A 16,448-nucleotide genomic window follows, 5' to 3' on the forward strand; every position below is an offset into this window, starting at 1 on the left:
CATAATGAATAGCGGTTATTTATATTTTAAATACTTTGCTTTTAACTAGCTCTCTAAACCATTGGCAAACAGGATCATTATGATGGCGTTGATGCCAATATAAATAAACTTCATCGTGCTCTAAATCTAGTTCTGGAGGGACCACTCTTGCAACTACATCATGATGGCGACAAATATCATTAGCAAAATGGTCCGGTACAAAAAATATTAAATCGGTATTTTGTGCAATGGTGCCAATACTATAAAAGTTTTTTAAGCGTATTGGCGTATTAATATTATCAATCCCAAGTGCTGCAAAGCAGTGCGCAATAGAAAGTGACTTTTCTCCCTGAATCGATATTTGTCCAAAGTTACAGTTACGTAATAATTCAATATTCAGCTTTGTATTAGCAAGCGGATGAGTACTTGCCATTATTAATTTAAAGTCGCGTTCAAACAACGCTTGACGATACAGTTTGTCCTCAGAGCTTGTAGGCTTGTGCCCTGTTATTACAAAATGAGTTTCGCCTTTTAGTAAATCTGAAAATTGCGGTTTTGGTAACGTGTCTATTTCAAGGGTGATATTAGGTGCTTGTTCGCGCACACCTTTAATAATGGTTTCTATTAGTAAGTGCATTTGTGGTGGCAAGCCAAATAACTTAATAGTGGCTTGGCTGGTTTTAGCATCAAAGGTTTGCTTATTAACCAGTGTTTCGACCATATTCAAAATAGAGTTTAAATCTTGCTGAATCGACTGTGCTTTAGGCGTTAGCTCATATCCACCGGCCATTCTAATTAGTAATGGGTCGTCAAATAAACTACGTAACTTACTTAAAGACCGACTAATTGAAGGTTGGCTCATACCTAACGTCAACGCAGTATTACTAATGTGTTTTTCGTTTAATAGCTGTTTTAAAATAATGAGTAGGTTTAGGTCGAGCTGATTTAAATTCATAATTTGGTTTTATAATTAGCCTGTATTACAAGCTGTTATCCTAGCATTTATATTTGCGAAGTACGTATAGGTCTTTTGTTTTTAGGAATTTAAACATGACTCTTAAAATAAAAAACAACGTTAATTATATATAAAATGTATAAAGTGATTTGCTATTTACCCTGATTATCAAACCTTAAAGTAAACAATATACTGGTTGTATCAAATTAAACTAACAGGATACAACACAATGAAACCACTTTATTTTGCAGCAGCGCTGCTAGCAACAGGGCTTTTTAATAGCGCATTAGCTGAGCCTACAAAACCAGAATTGTTAACGCCTGAGTTATTAGTCGATTTACCTAACACCTTTAATTCGCCAGCCAGTAGCGATATGGATAAAGAGGGCAATGTATATATTACCTCGCCAAACTTTCATAACGATGCACTGATTAAAATAGGCGAGATGCAAACACCTGCTGCGCCCCGTATAGGCATGCTTGATAAAAATAACAATTTTAGTAATTGGTATACTTTTACTAAGCAAGATATGGCGCCATCAACAGGTAAAATTGCACCTATGGGAATTGCATTCGGCCCAGATGGCAATGCTTACGTAGCTGACATGCAAATGTGGTTTGATGGCAGTTATAAATCGCGAATACTACGTATTAATGTCGTAAATGGAAAAGCTGTAAGCACGGATGTTGTTGTAACAGGGTTATTATTTCCTAATGCAGTGGTATTTAAAGGCGATGATCTGTTTATTTCAGAAACAGTATTAAAACTTGAAGGTACTAAGCAGTTAAGTGGTGTGTATAAGGTTGGCATGAGTGAGTTAAATACTCAAAAACCAGCGCATATAAAACCTTTTTTAAGTACTCAAAATCATGACTCACATCTGTTTGATACATTTGCCTCTAACGCGACACTTAAGTTTGGCGCTAACGGCCTAACATTTGATGGAGAAGGTAATTTATACACTAGCATTATGGAAGATGGCAGCGTAATTAAAACCACTATGAATGAGCGCAATGAAAAAGTTAAAACAGAGCTATTTGCAAAAGGCCTAGTTGCAACCGACGGTTTAAAGTGGGACAAGCGTACTAACAAAATTTATATTACAGACTTATTTGCTAACGCTATTTATAGTATTGATATGCAAGGTAAATTAGAGTTACTGGCACAAAATGGCAATACCACAGGACTTCATGGGGAGCTTGATGCACCATCTGAATTAATTGTTCGTGGTAAAGATATTATTATTATGAATTTTGACGCCGTGTTCGACAGTCCTAATATGGTTAACAAAAAAGCTGACAATCCACATACTTTATCGGTAATTAAGCTTAAATAACAGATTGCTAGCTGTTTAAAGTTACTAATTTAAATAGCTGCTTAGAGCAGCTATTTTGATAACAGGGCTTCAATTAATAATCTGGTTGAATTGTTACATCAAGCAATCTGCTTTAGCTCTAAATATAGTCGACTACATCAAAAGCTTTACCTGTTTGGTTACTTTCAATTGCGTGTCTAAATGCTTTAGCGGTATCAGCAGCGGTTATACCACTGGTGCTATCCATACCCATTATCTCCATCGTTTCCTTTACAAAATGAGGACTTACGGTATTTACGCGTAATGTGCCTTCAAGTTCTAATGCCGCCGCTTTAGCGAATGAATCTAACGTTGCATTTACCATGCTTACAGCTGCTGAACCGGGCGCAGGATTTTGTGCTAAAAAGCCTGAAGTAAAAGTAAAACTACCGCCTTGATTAATGTACTTAGTTGCAACATGAAATAGTATAATATTACCCATTAATTTATTACCTACAGTTGTTGTGTAATCTTGCTCACTTAACTCGTTTATAGGTGCGAAGGCAATTAAACCTGCCGTAGATATAACCGCATCAACATTTCCTATTTTTTTAAATAATGCTTCTATAGAGGCTTTATCTTGAATGTCTACCGTGTGTTCGCTGTTTTTAAAGCTCGCTTTAATAACTTGATGATCATGAAGGTCTGCCGCTATTGCTGCCCCAACTATGCCTGATGCGCCTATTAATAATACTTTCATTTTTATTACCTTTAACAATGTATTTTGTGAATGTAAGGTAATAATAAACTCATCAGTAAAGATGAAAAATAACAAATAAATAATATTATTTGTGATATTTTTAGAATAATAGCCAAGTGTAATTTAGCGAGTAAGTAATGGATTTATTAAAATCAATTCAGGTATTTGAGCAAGTAGCCCAGCAGCAAAGCTTTAGCCGCGCTGCCGAGAGTTTAAACTTAGTGCCCTCAGCCGTTAGCAGGCAAATTAACGAGCTTGAAAAATGGCTCGATATTAGGTTAATAAACCGTACTACACGCTCATTAAGTTTAACCGAAGACGGTAAAGCATATTTACTTAAGCTCAGTGATATTCGTGCACAAGTCACCGAACTTCGCCGCTCCAAAACACAGCAACAACAAATCAAAGGGCTTATAAAAATTACAGCTCCCATAATGATTGGGCAATATATGCTGCCGGTTGCATTAGCTGAATTTAAAGAGCTGCATCAGGACGTTGATTTAGCAATTTCACTTATGAATCGTAAAGTAGAGCTGGTGGAAGAAGGCTTTGATTTAGCTATACGCGTAGGGCACTTAAACGACTCAACAATGGTCGCGCGTAATATTGGTAATATGCGCTTTAAAACGGTAGCAAGCCCTCACTATATTAACACTCACGGCATGCCCAGTACGCCTAAAGATCTTAAAAACCATCGATGTTTAATAAATACCGCAGTAACTAATGCCAAGCGATGGTCGTACTTAATTGACGGAAAAAGCACAGTCATTAAAGTAGCTGGTAGCCTTGAAGTTAACGATTCTCAAAGCTTAAAAGCCTTTGCTATAGCGAATCAAGGTATTGCTCAGCTGCCTAGTTTTTACGTTGATGCGGCAATTCAATCTGGTGAGTTAATAGAAATATTAAGCGATTATGTGCCAAGCCCATTACCCGTGAATTTACTCTACCCATCGCAACGTTTATTAAGCCCAACTGTCCGTGCGTTGGTGGACTATTTAGTGCCATTTTTAAATCAACAAAAGCAAAAGTGGTAGGCTTAATTAGCGCTAAACCTTCAAACTAAAAATAGATAAAATCAGTGAAAAGTGAAGTGGCCCTTCATAGTTGGGCATCTAGCTTAAATGGGATTGATTATTGTAGAGCCTTCAGTAATAGTGGTTATAGAGCGAACTAATTATGTTCTCAATAGTATAAAAGGGCTCGTGCTCATCAATATTATAAAACCAATAAATATAATAAGGACAAACAGGATGAAAAAATCACTAATTTCAATAGCGCTGGGCTTTGCTGCCCTTAGTGCGTTTAATGCCAATGCAAACATTGATCAGCAAGTGAAAAAGGTAGAGCAACAGGTTATTGATTGGCGACGTGATTTTCATCAAAACCCTGAGCTTGGAAATCGCGAAACCCGCACAGCAGGTATTGTCGCTAAGCACTTAAAGTCGCTGGGTATGGAAGTACAAACAGGGATTGCTTATACAGGTGTTGTAGGGCTATTAAAAGGTGCAAAGCCAGGCCCGACAGTAATGCTACGCGCAGATATGGACGCGCTGCCAGTTACTGAAAAAGCAGATGTTGATTTTAAATCAACTAAAACCACTAATTACCGTGGTGTAGATGTAGGCATAATGCATGCTTGTGGACACGACACGCACGTGGCCATGCTAATGGGCGCTGCACAAGTGCTTGCAAACATGAAAGATGAGCTACACGGTAATATTATGTTTGTATTTCAGCCTGCAGAAGAAGGCGCACCAGAGGGGGAAGAGGGTGGCGCTGAGCTAATGCTTAAAGAAGGCATATTTAAACAATACAAACCAGAAGCTGCTTTTGGGTTACACATAACATCTAGTTTGCACAGCGGTAAAATTGGTTATAGAAGTGGCCCTGCAATGGCCAGTGCAGACCGATTTGAAATAACTGTACATGGCAAGCAGGCACACGGCTCTGCACCGTGGACAGGGGTTGACCCAATTGCCGCAGCTGCGCAAATAGTAACAGGCGTAAATCATATTGTTAGTCGCCAAATCAACATTACCAAAGAGCCCGCTATTGTCTCGTTTGGAAAAATAGCGGGAGGCGTACGCAATAATATTATTCCTGAAGAAGTTGAAATGGTAGGTACAATTCGTAACTTTGATATGGATAACCGAGCACAAATATTTGAAAAAATAAAAACCACAGCCACGCACATTGCTAAATCGTCGGGTGCAACTGCAGAGGTACACATTCACGAAGGTTATCCGGTAACGATTAATAACCCAAAGTTAACTGCGCAAATGTTACCTAGCCTTAAAAAAGCAGCAGGTAATGAAAACGTAGTTGAAATGGGAAAAATAACCGGCGCAGAAGACTTTTCGTTTTACGCATTAGAAGTGCCGAGTGTATTTGTATTTTTAGGCGGCACACCAAGTGAGCAAGATTTAAATACAGTGGCTAGTAATCACTCACCTTATTTTTATGCCGACGAATCATCGTTTAAAGTAGGCACTAAGGCGCTTAGCCTATTAGCTGTTGATTATTTGAACGCACATTAATACCAACTCGCAATAATACATAATCAATTTGAGGGATTAAACCGCACGTTAACTTCGTTAAAAAATTCTCATATACGACTGCATGGATGCAGGAGGTAGAGCAATGCAGGAGCAATTGCCGAGAACAACTAAATAACGAATTTTTTTCCTTGTTATCGACACGATTTTCTTACCTCAAAATAGACAACCTAATTAAGCGAATTGGTATGAAAATAATTTAGACGCACCACGTTACGCTATTAGCTTAACGTGGTATTGCTGTTTTATTTAAAACATCGGATCATGTTTGTAGCACTTGTTTAACGTTGGAAACCACTCTCAAAATTAAAAATCTAGCCGAGCATACAAATGAACCGGTGAGCAATTTTTATATTTTAAAAATAATGAATCGATACTGCCGGTCTTATATCTCGATTCAATCTTCATAAGCATTAAGGATTTAAATAATGGAAATTACTGGAAGCTGTTACTGTGGTGAAATTAAATACCAAGCAAAGTCTCAAAATAACAATGCACTTGTTTGCCATTGCAGCGATTGCCAACGTATGTCGAGCGGTCCATTTAGAGCCGTTATAATTGCAGAGCCAAACTCGGTTGTGTTTACCCAAGGTGAGCCAAAAGAGTTTGTTAAAACAGCCCAAAGTGGTAACAAGCGTGCGCAGGGCTTTTGTGGCACATGTGGTACAACACTTTATGCTACAAATGCAGAAAAAGAAGGTCGTGTTTATGGGTTGCGTATTGGTGCGGTTGATCAGCGCGATGAGTTTAAACCGTCTGCACAAATTTGGTCACAATCAACGCTTACATGGTTAAATAATTTACACGAAGTTCCTGCTTTTGAAACCACACCACAAAAATAAGGTAAGCCAGATGATGAGCTCACTGATAAAAACCGCTTTTTTAGCAAGTACATTAATTACCGGCAGTGCATTTGCAGCTTCGAGTAATATCGACTTTTTAAATGTAGGCAAAGCTAATCCTAACTTACCATTTTCGCAAATAGTAAAAGCTGGTAATACGCTTTATATGTCGGGCCAAATAGGGATTAACCCTGCAACCGGTAAGTTAGCGGCTGGTGGTTTTGAAGGCGAGACTAAACAAACACTTGAAAATATTAAACGCACTTTAGAGCAATATAACTACAGCATGAGCAATATAGTTAAATGCACGGTTATGCTTACTGACATAAACGACTTTAAAGCATTTAATGCCATTTATACTCAGTATTTTAGTGCGCCGTATCCTGCACGTAGTGCTTTTGCTGTAAAGGCGTTAGCGCTTGATTCTTTAGTAGAAGTTGAGTGTATAGGTTCACTTTAAATTAAAAGTTAAGTTTTTCTGAAATTTTATTAGCTAAACGGCTGTCTATTTGAATAGTTACATAACAGAGGAAATATTATGTGTAGTTCACCTAAAAGCAGCCGAGCAGTTAAAAAAACAGCCATTAGTTTTAATGATGAGCTAACTCAAGAGCAGCGTCTACGTTTTGCCGCAAAAGCTAATTTAGCACAAGAGCGCCGTGAACAGCGCGAAGCAACTAATAAACGCTATGAGCAAAAACACACGAGCAAAAAAACTTCGTCTGGTTTATTTTCGTGGTTACAGCAACTAGTTAGCTGATTTAGCTAAAGTGGTATTTTTACCACTGCCTAAACCACATAAAGCACACAGTACACCGGCAATAGCGCATAACCATAATGGCGCACTCCAACTGCCTGTTGCAGTGTGTAATGCCCCAGCTAGCATAGGTCCAATAGCGGCAAGTAAATACCCTACACTTTGCGACATACCCGAAAGCGACGCCGCTTGTTGTGAATCATCTGTTCGCAAACTAATAAATGAAAGCCCTAGTATAAAGCACCCACCAGAGCAAAAGCCCAGCATTAAGGTCCACACAAAGGCAAAGTTAGGCATGTAAAGCAGCCCCAATGCACTAAGTGCACTGAGCATAGCTAAAATAAAGCTAAGCGCGCTTTGATCTTTTAATTTGGCAAGTAGCGGAATTAATATAAAACCTGGCAATGCGGTCGCAATTTGAAAAGCCCCATGATAAGCACCTGCTTGCGTAGCACTTTGGCCAGCTTCGGTTAATATGCTAGGTAACCACGTAATAATTATATAATTTAAAAACGAGTTTAAGCCCAGCAGTAGGGTAATTTGCCATGCTAGTAAATAGCGCCATACACTTTTTGACGTGTTAGCGTGTTGAGCAATACTCGCGGGTTTTGTGTGCTTACTTAATTGCGACATCCATACAATAATACTCGCCAGAGTAATAAGGGCTGATGAGCCTAGCGCAAGTTGCCATCCTAACCCGTTTAACTGACTAAGTGGGAATACTAAAGTAGAAAACCCACCCGATACCACGCCCATAGTGAGCACATAAGCTGAGGTCATTAACGCAACCTTTGCAGGAAAATCGCGCTTAATTAAACTTGGTAATAATACGTTTGCAATGGCAATGCCCACACCAATAATAGCGGTGCCTACAAAAAGCATGGCTGAGGTATTTATTACCCGCGCTGCAACCCCTGCAAGTATAAATAACAAAGCTACAAACAAGGTGCGCTCTAGCCCTTGCTTTTTAGCAATAGTTGCGGCCATTGGCGATACAATAGCAAAGGCAATGAGTGGCAACGTTGTTAAAAAACCGGCTTGTGATGCGCTAAGCCCAAAGTGATTAATAATTTGTTCAAGCACAGGTGCAATACCTGTAAATGTGGCGCGTAAATTTGCGGCAATAAGTAATATGCCAAGCACAAGTAATATGCCAGCAAAGCGTGATTTAGGTGTGTTATTTAACAAAAGGGAAGACCATTAAAGCTAATACTTAATGGGCGCTAGTATAAAGGCTTAGCAAAAACTATAATTTAGAGATAATGACATTAAATAACTAAAAACAGACAAAACTATGTTTGATGCAATTGGCTGGGACGACATTAAAAATTTTGAAACTATGGCGCAGCCCATAATAGCCAAAATAGAGCACGCCCATGCAAGTCACGAAATACCATTGCACACTCATCCAAAAGGGCAATTAATTTTAGCGCTACATGGTTATGTAACGTGTGAAGTGTCAGCAAAAATGTGGATGGTGCCTACGCACAGTGCAATTTGGATCCCAGCACAAAAGGTGCATAGTAATAGGGCGTCTGATAACGCGCAGCTTTGTCATTTATTTATTGATAGTAGTAAAAACGGTATGCCGCTAAATACTTGTACTTTAGCCATTACGCCGCTGGTTAAAGAGCTAATGTGCGAGTTGGCTGCGCATAATCAGCACTATACTTTAAATAGTAAAACAGCGCGTTTAGCGCAGGTGTTATTTGATCAACTTATTGAAATGCCAGTACAACCACTCGATTTTGTATTATCTAAAAATGAGGTAATTCAAACTATGAGCGATCAGCTCATAAACAAGCCAAACAATCGAAAAACACTACCACAATGGGCTAAGCAGTTTGCATTAACTGAGCGCACATTAGCGCGGTTAATTAAAAAAGAAACAGGTATGACATTTGGAAAATGGCGTACGCAATTGCATATAATTACAGCCTTAAAAGCGCTTTCTGATAAGCAAAGTGTGCAGCAGGTGTCGGAGTTATTAGGGTATGAGTCGGTGAGTGCATTTATTACTATGTTTAAAAAGGTAATGAAAAAATCGCCCATGAAATACATGAGCGACTTAAATCAGTTAAATTAACTTGATAGCTAAAAGCTTACCAAGTATAGGTCGCTGATAACATCGCGTTACGCGGTTTGCCAGGAAAGTACCTGTCGCCGGTAAAGCTGGTGTAATCGGCGCGCTCTGCATAAGCCTCATTGGTTAAATTTATAATGCGGGCAAGCACTTCAAGGTTATTAGTAACTTGCCACTGAGCGCGCAGGCTTAAAACATCATGCCCTTGGTATTTATTTAAGTTTTCTGGGTCGGTGTAGTAGTTACCAACGCGGTGCCACTGCAAAGCAAATTGCGCGTTGTTTAATGCCTTCCATGTTAAATCGATATTAGCAATATTACGCGGCGCGGTATCTATGTCGTTGCCGTTTATATTTAAACCGTTAAGTATTTGGTTGTTAGTATAAGTATGCTTTGCGTGAGTGCCAGCAAAGTTAAGCGCAAGCGACTTAGTGAGCTGGTAGTCAAGCTCAAGCTCAATACCACGATGGCGAGAGCTGCCATTATTTACCGTAAAAAAGTCGCTATCGCGGTAAATCGTATTGTGTTTACTCATAGCGTAAAGTGACACACCATAACGTAGTTTTTCGTAAATCCCTTTAATACCCAGCTCTGCGTTATTGGCTATTTCGGCGCTTAAATTTGCAGTGGTTTGCTCGCGTTGTAATTGGTATAGCTCAGCCGCTTGTGGCGCTCTGTAACCGCGAGAAAAGTTTGCATAAAGCGTGTTATTTGTATTGTACTGATAACTAACCCCAAGCTTTGGCGATAAATTACTAAAACTATTTTTTCCACTTTCAGGGCGGCTGTATCGACAGCCACCAAAGCCGCATTCTGTGCCATCGTCTTTTGCTCTGCCTGCTAGCATATTATTGGTGTAGTCGTACTGCATATGCTCGTAGCGCACACCTGCGGTAAGTAACCACTTATTTAATTGCCAATCAAGTGATGCAAAAGGGGCATAAAGCGTCGCGTTTACATCGTAATCGTAATGTTTGCCTTGTGGTACTGTAGCAACTAAAAATGCAGAGCCTTGAGTGGGCTCATTTTGGCTTTGAGTAAAGTCGGCTTGCGTGTATTCGCCATCAAGCCCTAGGTTTACTTTTACATTACTTTGTAAATTATGTTGATAAAGCGATTGCACACCAAAGCCGGTTTGACTGTTTTTTTCAAGCGGTGTGCCGGGTAAAAAGTGCTTAAAAAAGTCCATGCTTTGGTCGCGAAAATATAACGTAGTAGAGAGCACATCATCGTTATTTAATTGCCATGTTGCATTGCTCCATGCTCTAAATGCACGTGCTTTTCTAAATGCGTCTGGGTCAAAGTTTTTTTGCGAGAGGTCTTCGTTTTTATAGCTTTCAAAGCCTGTAATAAATCCAGCCGTTTGCTGATCAAGATTTGTGTAAGTAAGGCCTGAGGTAAGTAATAAATTATTATTTGAATAGCGATGGCGAATATTAACTTTTTGTTGCTCTACGCTTTCGTCGTCGCGGTAACCGCTATCGTCGGTAACACTTGCGTTAATGCCTATGCCGCTGTTGCCGTAATCTTGTCCTGCACGTAATTTGTAGCGAGTATAACCGTACGAGCCATAATCTAAACCAACTAAACCACCGCCTTGAGTAGTGTCAGGCGTTATTACATTAATAACACCATGCACAGCATTTGAGCCATAAAGTGCAGAGCCAGGGCCTTTTAATACTTCAATGCGCTGCGCCATTTCGCTGTGCGCCTCAAATAGCTCGTTTATATTACAAAACCCAGCGGCTCTCAGTGGTATGCCATCTTCTAGAGTCAATATGCCACCACAAGCGCCTGCGCCCGAAAGTACTTGTGAGCGCAGCGCGGATAAATATTCTTGGCCATTTCCGCGTTGAATATTAGCCCCTGCTACACGTTGCAGGGCTTCTTCAATATGGGTAGGCGCTATGCTATTTAGCTGCGCTTGAGTTAGTGTGCTTATTGATAAAGGGAGTGGGGTCGATAGCGCTTCAATACGTGATGCCGTAGTTGTTATGGTTTCTATTGCATCGTTGTTTTGATTATCGGCAAACGCAGTGTGGCTAAAGGGTAATATCAGCGGCAAAAAATAAGGTTTCATACATTCCTTGAAAGTAATCTATATTGCATTGCCTCTATAATATGCGGTTTTAATATGCATTTAAACTTGTTGCGTTAAAGCGTACGTAACCTATAAACCCGATACGTAATTGATAAAACAAAACAAGCCACAGCAGGAAACACCAAAGCCAGCACTAAGTAATGCTTAAATAAAACGTAGCCGGTTATACCGCCTAGTAAAAAGCCTGCAATAATGAGCAAAAACATAACGCCTTTACGGGCATCAAATTGCTCACCTTTAAGCGCTTTACCTAGCATTAAACCAAGGTCAGTAAAAATACCGGTTAAATGTGTCGTACGTATAACAGCACCACTGTAATTAGTTGCTAGCGCATTTTGTAACCCACACGCAGCAGACGTTAAAACAATGCCGTAAACGAATGTGTTTTTGAGTAAATAAGCACTCGCAAGTAGTAGCAATCCTTCAATAAAAAGCAAAGTGTCGTAATGACGACCAAGTTTTAATGAGCCACCAGAGAGCAAAAAGCCCGACAGTGCCGAACCCAACATAAAGCTGATAATTATTGAAAGTAGCAATAAGGCAGTACTGGGATTAGTTATTGCTTTAATACCAAGTAAAGTAACAGAGCCAGATACATGCGAAATAGCCTGGTGCTCAAATCCTAATAAGCCTACAGCGTTTACTATGCCCGCTATAAATGCGAGCGTAAACGCGCCATATTCAACCCACTTTGGTAGTTTTGTAAACATTGGTTATCTCTTAACGTGTGCAGTGTTAATTATTGAGTTTGTGCTTTAAAACGCTTTATTTGCTCATCAACTAATTTTGTATCTATTACGCCACGCTTAAAAGCAATGTAAGTAGGAAACGTAAACTCATTTAATTGCCGAGCATAAATGTTTTTATATTCTTTTGAGTACCACAAACCCGCTTGATAGTTAGTTATTGCGTATTCAACACGTTTTTTTTCTAGTAGCTCAAAAGTGTCTTTAGTTGAAAGTGAGCGAAGTAAATTACTCTCATCAAGGTTGTACTTTGTAGCAATAACCTCAGGCAAAGCAACACCGCGCAGCATCGCTATTGGGGCATTAAATAAATCGTCAGTAAGCAATTTATCTTTGTTTAAAGTAAATAAACCATACTTAGTAGTATGCAAGGGCACGCTTGTAAAATCTAAATACTTTGCACGTTCCTCTGTATTGGCCAAAGAGAAATAGCAGTCGTAGTAACCCAGCGCCATTTCTTTTTTAACGCGCGCCCATGGCAGATGAATTACGTCAATTTTAAGATTTAAATTACGCTCAATAAAGGTTAAATATTCAATATCTAAACCCGTGAACGTATCGCTTTTCTCATCAAATATAGTAAAAGGCGGGTAGTGGGTTGTTACGCAGCGCAGGGTTTTACTTGGCGCTGCAAGTAATAACGAAGGTAAAGTTAAAGCTAAAAACAGAAATATTGCGCGCATAAATATAAATTCGATATCTTTTAAAGTACATAACTTGAACGCCAATTATACAGTTACTGAGCTTAATTGCATTGATCTAAGTATTTTTACCTAGCGTATAAGTTAAAATTTGTGAGATATACCATGTTTAACGCAGAGCAGCAGTCACGCATTATCGAAATGGCGTGGGAAGATAGAACCCCCTACGAGGCTATAGAGCAGCTATACGGATTAAAGTATCCGCAGCTGGTGGTTTTTATGCGAGACAATGTTTCAAAAGGCAGTTTTAAAGTGTGGCGTAAGCGCCATGCAGGTCGTAAAACAAAACATTTAAAATTACGCGATCCCGCCATTATGCGAAGCCACTGTAAAACACAATATAAACAACGTTAAATAAGTGTTAGTTGTTTCATATGATGTTCATCCGTGTTTGTTAATCTTTAGCTATTAATTATGCTAGAGATTATTTATGAGAGCACCTATACACACAGTACTAATAGCATTGGCTTTATTTTCAATAAGCGCAGATGCAAAACCGCATAAAGATAAGCATGGTCATAAACACGGCCATAAAAAGCATCATTCACATAAGCATAACGACAATGTCTACCTTTCTAAAAAAGAGGCTAAGCAGCTAATTCGTGCAGGTTGGACGCCACCAGGGCTAAGTAAAAGCTACCACCGAGGCGACTATTTAGATCGTGATTTATACAAACGAGGTAGAGTGATTGAACGCTCTAGAGATAATGGTACAGTGAGTATTGAAATAGACCGTACAGTTATCCATATGGTGCACGATACTCGAGAAATACTTTCAATTTTAAGTCGCTAAATTAACTTTATAAGGATATTAAAATGCTCATTGCGCTGGCTATAATTATTGGCTTTTTTTTACTGGTTACCTTACTACCTATGTCGTACAGCCAGCATTACTTAGTGCGTAGCTGCGACTTTGTTCGTTTACAGGTTTTTTATATTGCCAGTTTTGTCGCCGTTACTTCGTTGTTTTTATTATGGCAAAGTAGCGAAATAGGTTACGTGTTTATAGCCTTAACCTCATTACTTATAATGATTTTACAAGGTAAATGGATTTACCCGTATACGTGGCTTGCTAAAAAAGAAGTGCAAAGCGCACCTAAGCATATAGATCATAGTATAAGGATTATGTCGGCAAATGTACTTATGTCGAACCATAAAAGTGAGCAGTTAATTAGCCTTGTTGATGAGCATCAACCCGACCTACTTATTACGCTTGAGAGCGATAGCTGGTGGGAAAATAAATTATCAGTCATCAAAAAAAATTACCCGTATTACATAGAATGCCCTAAAGACAATCGTTACGGCATGCACTTATACAGCAAGTTTAAAATACTCGATGCACAAATATGTGAGCTCATAGAAGAAGATATTCCCTCAATTCATATTCTGTTTGAAAACGATGAAGGCCTGCAAATGCAAGGGCACTTTATTCACCCAGCACCGCCAAGCCCGACCGAAGAAGACTCATCGCGTCCGCGCGACTCAGAGCTAATAATGGTGGCTAAAGCACTTAAAAACCCAACACGACCTACCATAGTTGCCGGTGATTTAAACGACGTAGCATGGTCGCGTAGCACCCGTTTGTTTATGCAGATAAGTGGCTTTTTAGACCCTCGAAAAGGCCGTGGTTTTTATAACACCTTTCATGCAAGTTACTTTTTTATGCGTTGGCCGCTCGATCACTTATTTCACAGCGAAGGTTTTAAAGTAAAACGTATTAAGCGCTTAGCTAAGTATGGCTCTGATCACTTTGCGCTACTGACTGAGCTTTCTTACGAAAACGCTAATCAGCAATCATTAGAAACTAAATCGGCGCAGCACAAGCAAGAAGAAATTCAAGAGCTTGCTATGAATAAGGCAGATAAGCGAAAAGTGCCGAGGTTTGAGGAGAAGTGAGAGCTGCTAGTTTTTAGCCAGTGTAGGTCGGATAAGCGAAGCGCCATCCGACACAGTAAAATACCTTGCAAATTATAATCAATATTTTATGTTGTCGAGTGGCTGGCGAGTGCCAATAGCGAACCTTCAAGGTGTAAATCTAAAACTCTGTTGGGTGGCGCCTACGGCTTAACCAACCTACCATCCGACAAAAATGATGAATTGGCTAGTAACAACACGACTTACCGCGTTTATGTTGTCGAGTGGCTAGAAAGTGCCATGAGCGGACATTCAAGGCGTGAATCTGAAACTCTGTTGGGTGGCGCCTTCGGCTTAACCAACCTACATTTTGACGTAGGTCAGATCAGTGGCGAAGCCACGCCATCCGACAAAAATAATAAATTGGCTAACAACACAACTTACCACGTTTATGTTGTCGAGTGGCTAGAAAGTACCATGAGCGGTCACTAATTAAATTTCGCATTTAAATCATAAAGTTCTATTTTTAGCTGTAATTCTTTTTTATTAAACTCAAGTACGGTAATAGCGCTTCGAATTTCACCAAATAAAGAAAAGCACATAACAAAAAACCTTTCTGCAATTGCTATATCTTTCCAACTTTTAGCTTCCGGGAACCAAGGTTTTTTTTTATTGATACAATTTTGAATCATTTCTTCCTTAGATTTATTAGAGAAACTGTTAAAAAAATTATTAATCTTATCTGCATCTATTTTATTATCTAAATTATGTGCAAAAGAATTTCTTATCTTTCCGATGGAAATTAAAGGTTTAATAATATCTTCATGTAAACCAAGACACGCTGCCAAATTTGTTTTTCCATAATAGTCTAATTTAACATTAGTCAAATTTTGCGGTTTTTCTAAAGCAATAAAAAGAAAGTGATTTATGGCATTTTCAAAATGTATATGAGTGCGAATGACTTTTCCAATTTCATCCTCGGTTTTCAGTATTTCTAATAAATTTTCAAAGCTATCTAGCACAACATAGTTCCTTACGTGTAACGCTCGACAAAGAGTATTCCGTATAATAAATACAAACACTTTGAATATGCAACTGTAGAGTTAATCGTATTCCAATTATTTATATGACTGTTTTTCGCTCAAACTAAAATATTGCCTCTACGTCCTGATGGGTGATTAATCTTTTGTGGTTTTTCTGAAATTTACTTTTCTATCGATTGTTCTTTAGGTTTTATTACTACTTTTGTTTCCACTGAATTATTTTCATTAAATCTTTTTGAAGCTAAGTTTTCTCTTAATAAAACATTTTTCTCCAAAATAATCTTTTCTAATTTAGCTGATGATTGGTTAGATGAAACATAAGATAAAACTGAAAAAAAAGTAGCCGTTACTAAACTAAGTAACGCAAACAACAGCATAATAAAATTCCACCTTTTTTCAGATTGAGACTTTTTCGATGAGTCACTTTTATATTGAGAGTGTATATCATTTAACTTTTCATTCACTGGGTTTATTGGAATAGGTGGGGCTTCAGGTACTTTCGAAGAACTGTCATAACCGAATGTTTTAAAAAATTGGGCATTCGGTTTCAGAGTGTTTTTATAATCAGAAATTTTTAAATTAGCCATCTAAACCTCATAATAATGTAATCTATTCTATTCACGTAACCTTGCAAGCAACTTTAACTCATAAGCTGATAAATACAATGACCGCTTATCGCTCATTTCTGTCTTTCAAGTTTCAGCTTCCACATATCAATAGTTAGTACTGGGTTTAATCGTACTTGGTCTAGCTCTGTTTAAGCATCATTGTTGTGATG

The 16,448-nt window shown here is 38.7% G+C and carries 19 protein-coding genes; 11 read left to right on the top strand and 8 right to left on the bottom strand.

Translation table 11 applies throughout. The annotated features are described in order from the left end of the window. Window positions 1-19: 19 nt before the first annotated feature. Window positions 20-934, bottom strand: coding sequence for a LysR family transcriptional regulator (locus I6F42_RS09055; protein WP_197151869.1), 915 nt, complete (start codon window positions 932-934; stop codon window positions 20-22). A gap of 229 nt (window positions 935-1,163) precedes the next feature. On the opposite strand from I6F42_RS09055, the gene I6F42_RS09060 reads away from it, so the two are divergent. Further along, window positions 1,164-2,270 (top strand): hypothetical protein, encoded by a 1,107-nt coding sequence (locus I6F42_RS09060; protein ID WP_197151871.1) that lies wholly within the window; start codon window positions 1,164-1,166, stop codon window positions 2,268-2,270. Between the two features lie 118 nt (window positions 2,271-2,388). Here the strand turns inward: I6F42_RS09060 and I6F42_RS09065 are convergent, their stop codons facing one another. Continuing rightward, window positions 2,389-2,988 (bottom strand): short chain dehydrogenase, encoded by a 600-nt coding sequence (locus I6F42_RS09065; protein WP_197151874.1) that lies wholly within the window; start codon window positions 2,986-2,988, stop codon window positions 2,389-2,391. Between the two features lie 137 nt (window positions 2,989-3,125). Here I6F42_RS09065 and I6F42_RS09070 point away from each other — a divergent pair, with 137 nt between their 5' ends. The 5 genes from I6F42_RS09070 (at window position 3,126) to I6F42_RS09090 (ending at window position 7,145) form a co-directional block, all read left to right on the top strand. Then, a complete protein-coding gene (locus I6F42_RS09070; protein WP_165725613.1) occupies window positions 3,126-4,022 on the top strand; it encodes a LysR family transcriptional regulator in 897 nt (298 codons plus the stop codon). A gap of 216 nt (window positions 4,023-4,238) precedes the next feature. Then, complete coding sequence (locus I6F42_RS09075; RefSeq protein ID WP_197151876.1) at window positions 4,239-5,525, top strand: amidohydrolase; 1,287 nt, start codon at window positions 4,239-4,241, stop codon at window positions 5,523-5,525. Window positions 5,526-5,971: 446 nt separating this feature from the next. Then, window positions 5,972-6,385: a GFA family protein gene (locus I6F42_RS09080; protein WP_024598859.1), complete on the top strand. Its 414-nt coding sequence runs from the start codon at window positions 5,972-5,974 to the stop codon at window positions 6,383-6,385. Window positions 6,386-6,395: 10 nt separating this feature from the next. Next, complete coding sequence (locus tag I6F42_RS09085) at window positions 6,396-6,845, top strand: RidA family protein (RefSeq protein ID WP_231616329.1); 450 nt, start codon at window positions 6,396-6,398, stop codon at window positions 6,843-6,845. A gap of 78 nt (window positions 6,846-6,923) precedes the next feature. After that, complete coding sequence (locus I6F42_RS09090) at window positions 6,924-7,145, top strand: hypothetical protein (protein ID WP_010553120.1); 222 nt, start codon at window positions 6,924-6,926, stop codon at window positions 7,143-7,145. Here the strand turns inward: I6F42_RS09090 and I6F42_RS09095 are convergent. Further along, on the bottom strand, window positions 7,134-8,330 hold the full coding sequence (locus I6F42_RS09095; RefSeq protein WP_197151879.1) for an MFS transporter: 1,197 nt from the start codon (window positions 8,328-8,330) through the stop codon (window positions 7,134-7,136). The two genes, I6F42_RS09090 and I6F42_RS09095, sit on opposite strands and share 12 nt — an antisense overlap. 106 nt (window positions 8,331-8,436) lie before the next feature. Between I6F42_RS09095 and I6F42_RS09100 the strand changes: the two genes are divergently transcribed. Beyond that, entirely contained in the window at window positions 8,437-9,228 is a 792-nt protein-coding gene (locus I6F42_RS09100) for a helix-turn-helix domain-containing protein (protein WP_024605835.1), read from the top strand. Between the two features lie 16 nt (window positions 9,229-9,244). Here the strand turns inward: I6F42_RS09100 and I6F42_RS09105 are convergent, their stop codons facing one another. The 3 genes from I6F42_RS09105 to I6F42_RS09115 form a co-directional block, all read right to left on the bottom strand. Next, the gene (locus I6F42_RS09105) at window positions 9,245-11,305 is read right to left on the bottom strand and encodes a TonB-dependent receptor (protein ID WP_197151881.1); all 2,061 of its coding nucleotides are present in this window, start codon (window positions 11,303-11,305) and stop codon (window positions 9,245-9,247) included. 74 nt (window positions 11,306-11,379) lie between these two features. After that, the gene (locus I6F42_RS09110; RefSeq protein ID WP_010553123.1) at window positions 11,380-12,036 is read right to left on the bottom strand and encodes a YoaK family protein; all 657 of its coding nucleotides are present in this window, start codon (window positions 12,034-12,036) and stop codon (window positions 11,380-11,382) included. A 29-nt stretch (window positions 12,037-12,065) separates the two neighbouring features. Then, window positions 12,066-12,755 (bottom strand): ABC transporter substrate-binding protein, encoded by a 690-nt coding sequence (locus tag I6F42_RS09115; protein ID WP_197151883.1) that lies wholly within the window; start codon window positions 12,753-12,755, stop codon window positions 12,066-12,068. A 123-nt stretch (window positions 12,756-12,878) separates the two neighbouring features. On the opposite strand from I6F42_RS09115, the gene I6F42_RS09120 reads away from it, so the two are divergent. The 4 genes from I6F42_RS09120 (at window position 12,879) to I6F42_RS09135 (ending at window position 15,119) form a co-directional block, all read left to right on the top strand. Continuing rightward, complete coding sequence (locus I6F42_RS09120) at window positions 12,879-13,127, top strand: TIGR03643 family protein (protein WP_007581511.1); 249 nt, start codon at window positions 12,879-12,881, stop codon at window positions 13,125-13,127. Window positions 13,128-13,203: 76 nt separating this feature from the next. After that, entirely contained in the window at window positions 13,204-13,566 is a 363-nt protein-coding gene (locus tag I6F42_RS09125) for a hypothetical protein (protein WP_197151885.1), read from the top strand. A 23-nt stretch (window positions 13,567-13,589) separates the two neighbouring features. Next, window positions 13,590-14,669 carry an endonuclease/exonuclease/phosphatase family protein gene (locus I6F42_RS09130; RefSeq protein WP_024605831.1) on the top strand — a complete coding sequence of 360 codons (1,080 nt, stop codon included), beginning with the start codon at window positions 13,590-13,592 and terminating at the stop codon, window positions 14,667-14,669. 258 nt (window positions 14,670-14,927) lie between these two features. Continuing rightward, entirely contained in the window at window positions 14,928-15,119 is a 192-nt protein-coding gene (locus I6F42_RS09135; protein WP_197151886.1) for a hypothetical protein, read from the top strand. Here the strand turns inward: I6F42_RS09135 and I6F42_RS09140 are convergent. Further along, window positions 15,116-15,649, bottom strand: a complete 534-nt coding sequence (locus I6F42_RS09140) for a hypothetical protein (protein ID WP_197151887.1) — start codon at window positions 15,647-15,649, stop codon at window positions 15,116-15,118. The genes I6F42_RS09135 and I6F42_RS09140 overlap by 4 nt on opposite strands. Window positions 15,650-15,831: 182 nt before the next feature. After that, window positions 15,832-16,257, bottom strand: a complete 426-nt coding sequence (locus I6F42_RS09145) for a hypothetical protein (protein WP_197151888.1) — start codon at window positions 16,255-16,257, stop codon at window positions 15,832-15,834. Window positions 16,258-16,448 lie beyond the last annotated feature (191 nt).

Source organism: Pseudoalteromonas sp. SWYJZ12 (assembly GCF_015864395.1).
GTDB lineage: Bacteria > Pseudomonadota > Gammaproteobacteria > Enterobacterales > Alteromonadaceae > Pseudoalteromonas > Pseudoalteromonas arctica.

Bases quoted from the DNA above. Each gene is read 5' to 3' on its own strand.
- I6F42_RS09080 (WP_024598859.1), top strand. From the start codon at position 5,972: ATGGAAATTACTGGAAGCTGTTACTGTGGTGAAATTAAATACCAAGCA.
- I6F42_RS09055 (WP_197151869.1), bottom strand. From the start codon at position 934: ATGAATTTAAATCAGCTCGACCTAAACCTACTCATTATTTTAAAACAG.
- I6F42_RS09105 (WP_197151881.1), bottom strand. From the start codon at position 11,305: ATGAAACCTTATTTTTTGCCGCTGATATTACCCTTTAGCCACACTGCG.
- I6F42_RS09060 (WP_197151871.1), top strand. From the start codon at position 1,164: ATGAAACCACTTTATTTTGCAGCAGCGCTGCTAGCAACAGGGCTTTTT.
- I6F42_RS09135 (WP_197151886.1), top strand. From the start codon at position 14,928: ATGAGCGGACATTCAAGGCGTGAATCTGAAACTCTGTTGGGTGGCGCC.
- I6F42_RS09070 (WP_165725613.1), top strand. From the start codon at position 3,126: ATGGATTTATTAAAATCAATTCAGGTATTTGAGCAAGTAGCCCAGCAG.
- I6F42_RS09090 (WP_010553120.1), top strand. From the start codon at position 6,924: ATGTGTAGTTCACCTAAAAGCAGCCGAGCAGTTAAAAAAACAGCCATT.
- I6F42_RS09065 (WP_197151874.1), bottom strand. From the start codon at position 2,988: ATGAAAGTATTATTAATAGGCGCATCAGGCATAGTTGGGGCAGCAATA.
- I6F42_RS09085 (WP_231616329.1), top strand. From the start codon at position 6,396: ATGATGAGCTCACTGATAAAAACCGCTTTTTTAGCAAGTACATTAATT.
- I6F42_RS09130 (WP_024605831.1), top strand. From the start codon at position 13,590: ATGCTCATTGCGCTGGCTATAATTATTGGCTTTTTTTTACTGGTTACC.
- I6F42_RS09145 (WP_197151888.1), bottom strand. From the start codon at position 16,257: ATGGCTAATTTAAAAATTTCTGATTATAAAAACACTCTGAAACCGAAT.
- I6F42_RS09110 (WP_010553123.1), bottom strand. From the start codon at position 12,036: ATGTTTACAAAACTACCAAAGTGGGTTGAATATGGCGCGTTTACGCTC.
- I6F42_RS09075 (WP_197151876.1), top strand. From the start codon at position 4,239: ATGAAAAAATCACTAATTTCAATAGCGCTGGGCTTTGCTGCCCTTAGT.
- I6F42_RS09120 (WP_007581511.1), top strand. From the start codon at position 12,879: ATGTTTAACGCAGAGCAGCAGTCACGCATTATCGAAATGGCGTGGGAA.
- I6F42_RS09125 (WP_197151885.1), top strand. From the start codon at position 13,204: ATGAGAGCACCTATACACACAGTACTAATAGCATTGGCTTTATTTTCA.
- I6F42_RS09115 (WP_197151883.1), bottom strand. From the start codon at position 12,755: ATGCGCGCAATATTTCTGTTTTTAGCTTTAACTTTACCTTCGTTATTA.
- I6F42_RS09100 (WP_024605835.1), top strand. From the start codon at position 8,437: ATGTTTGATGCAATTGGCTGGGACGACATTAAAAATTTTGAAACTATG.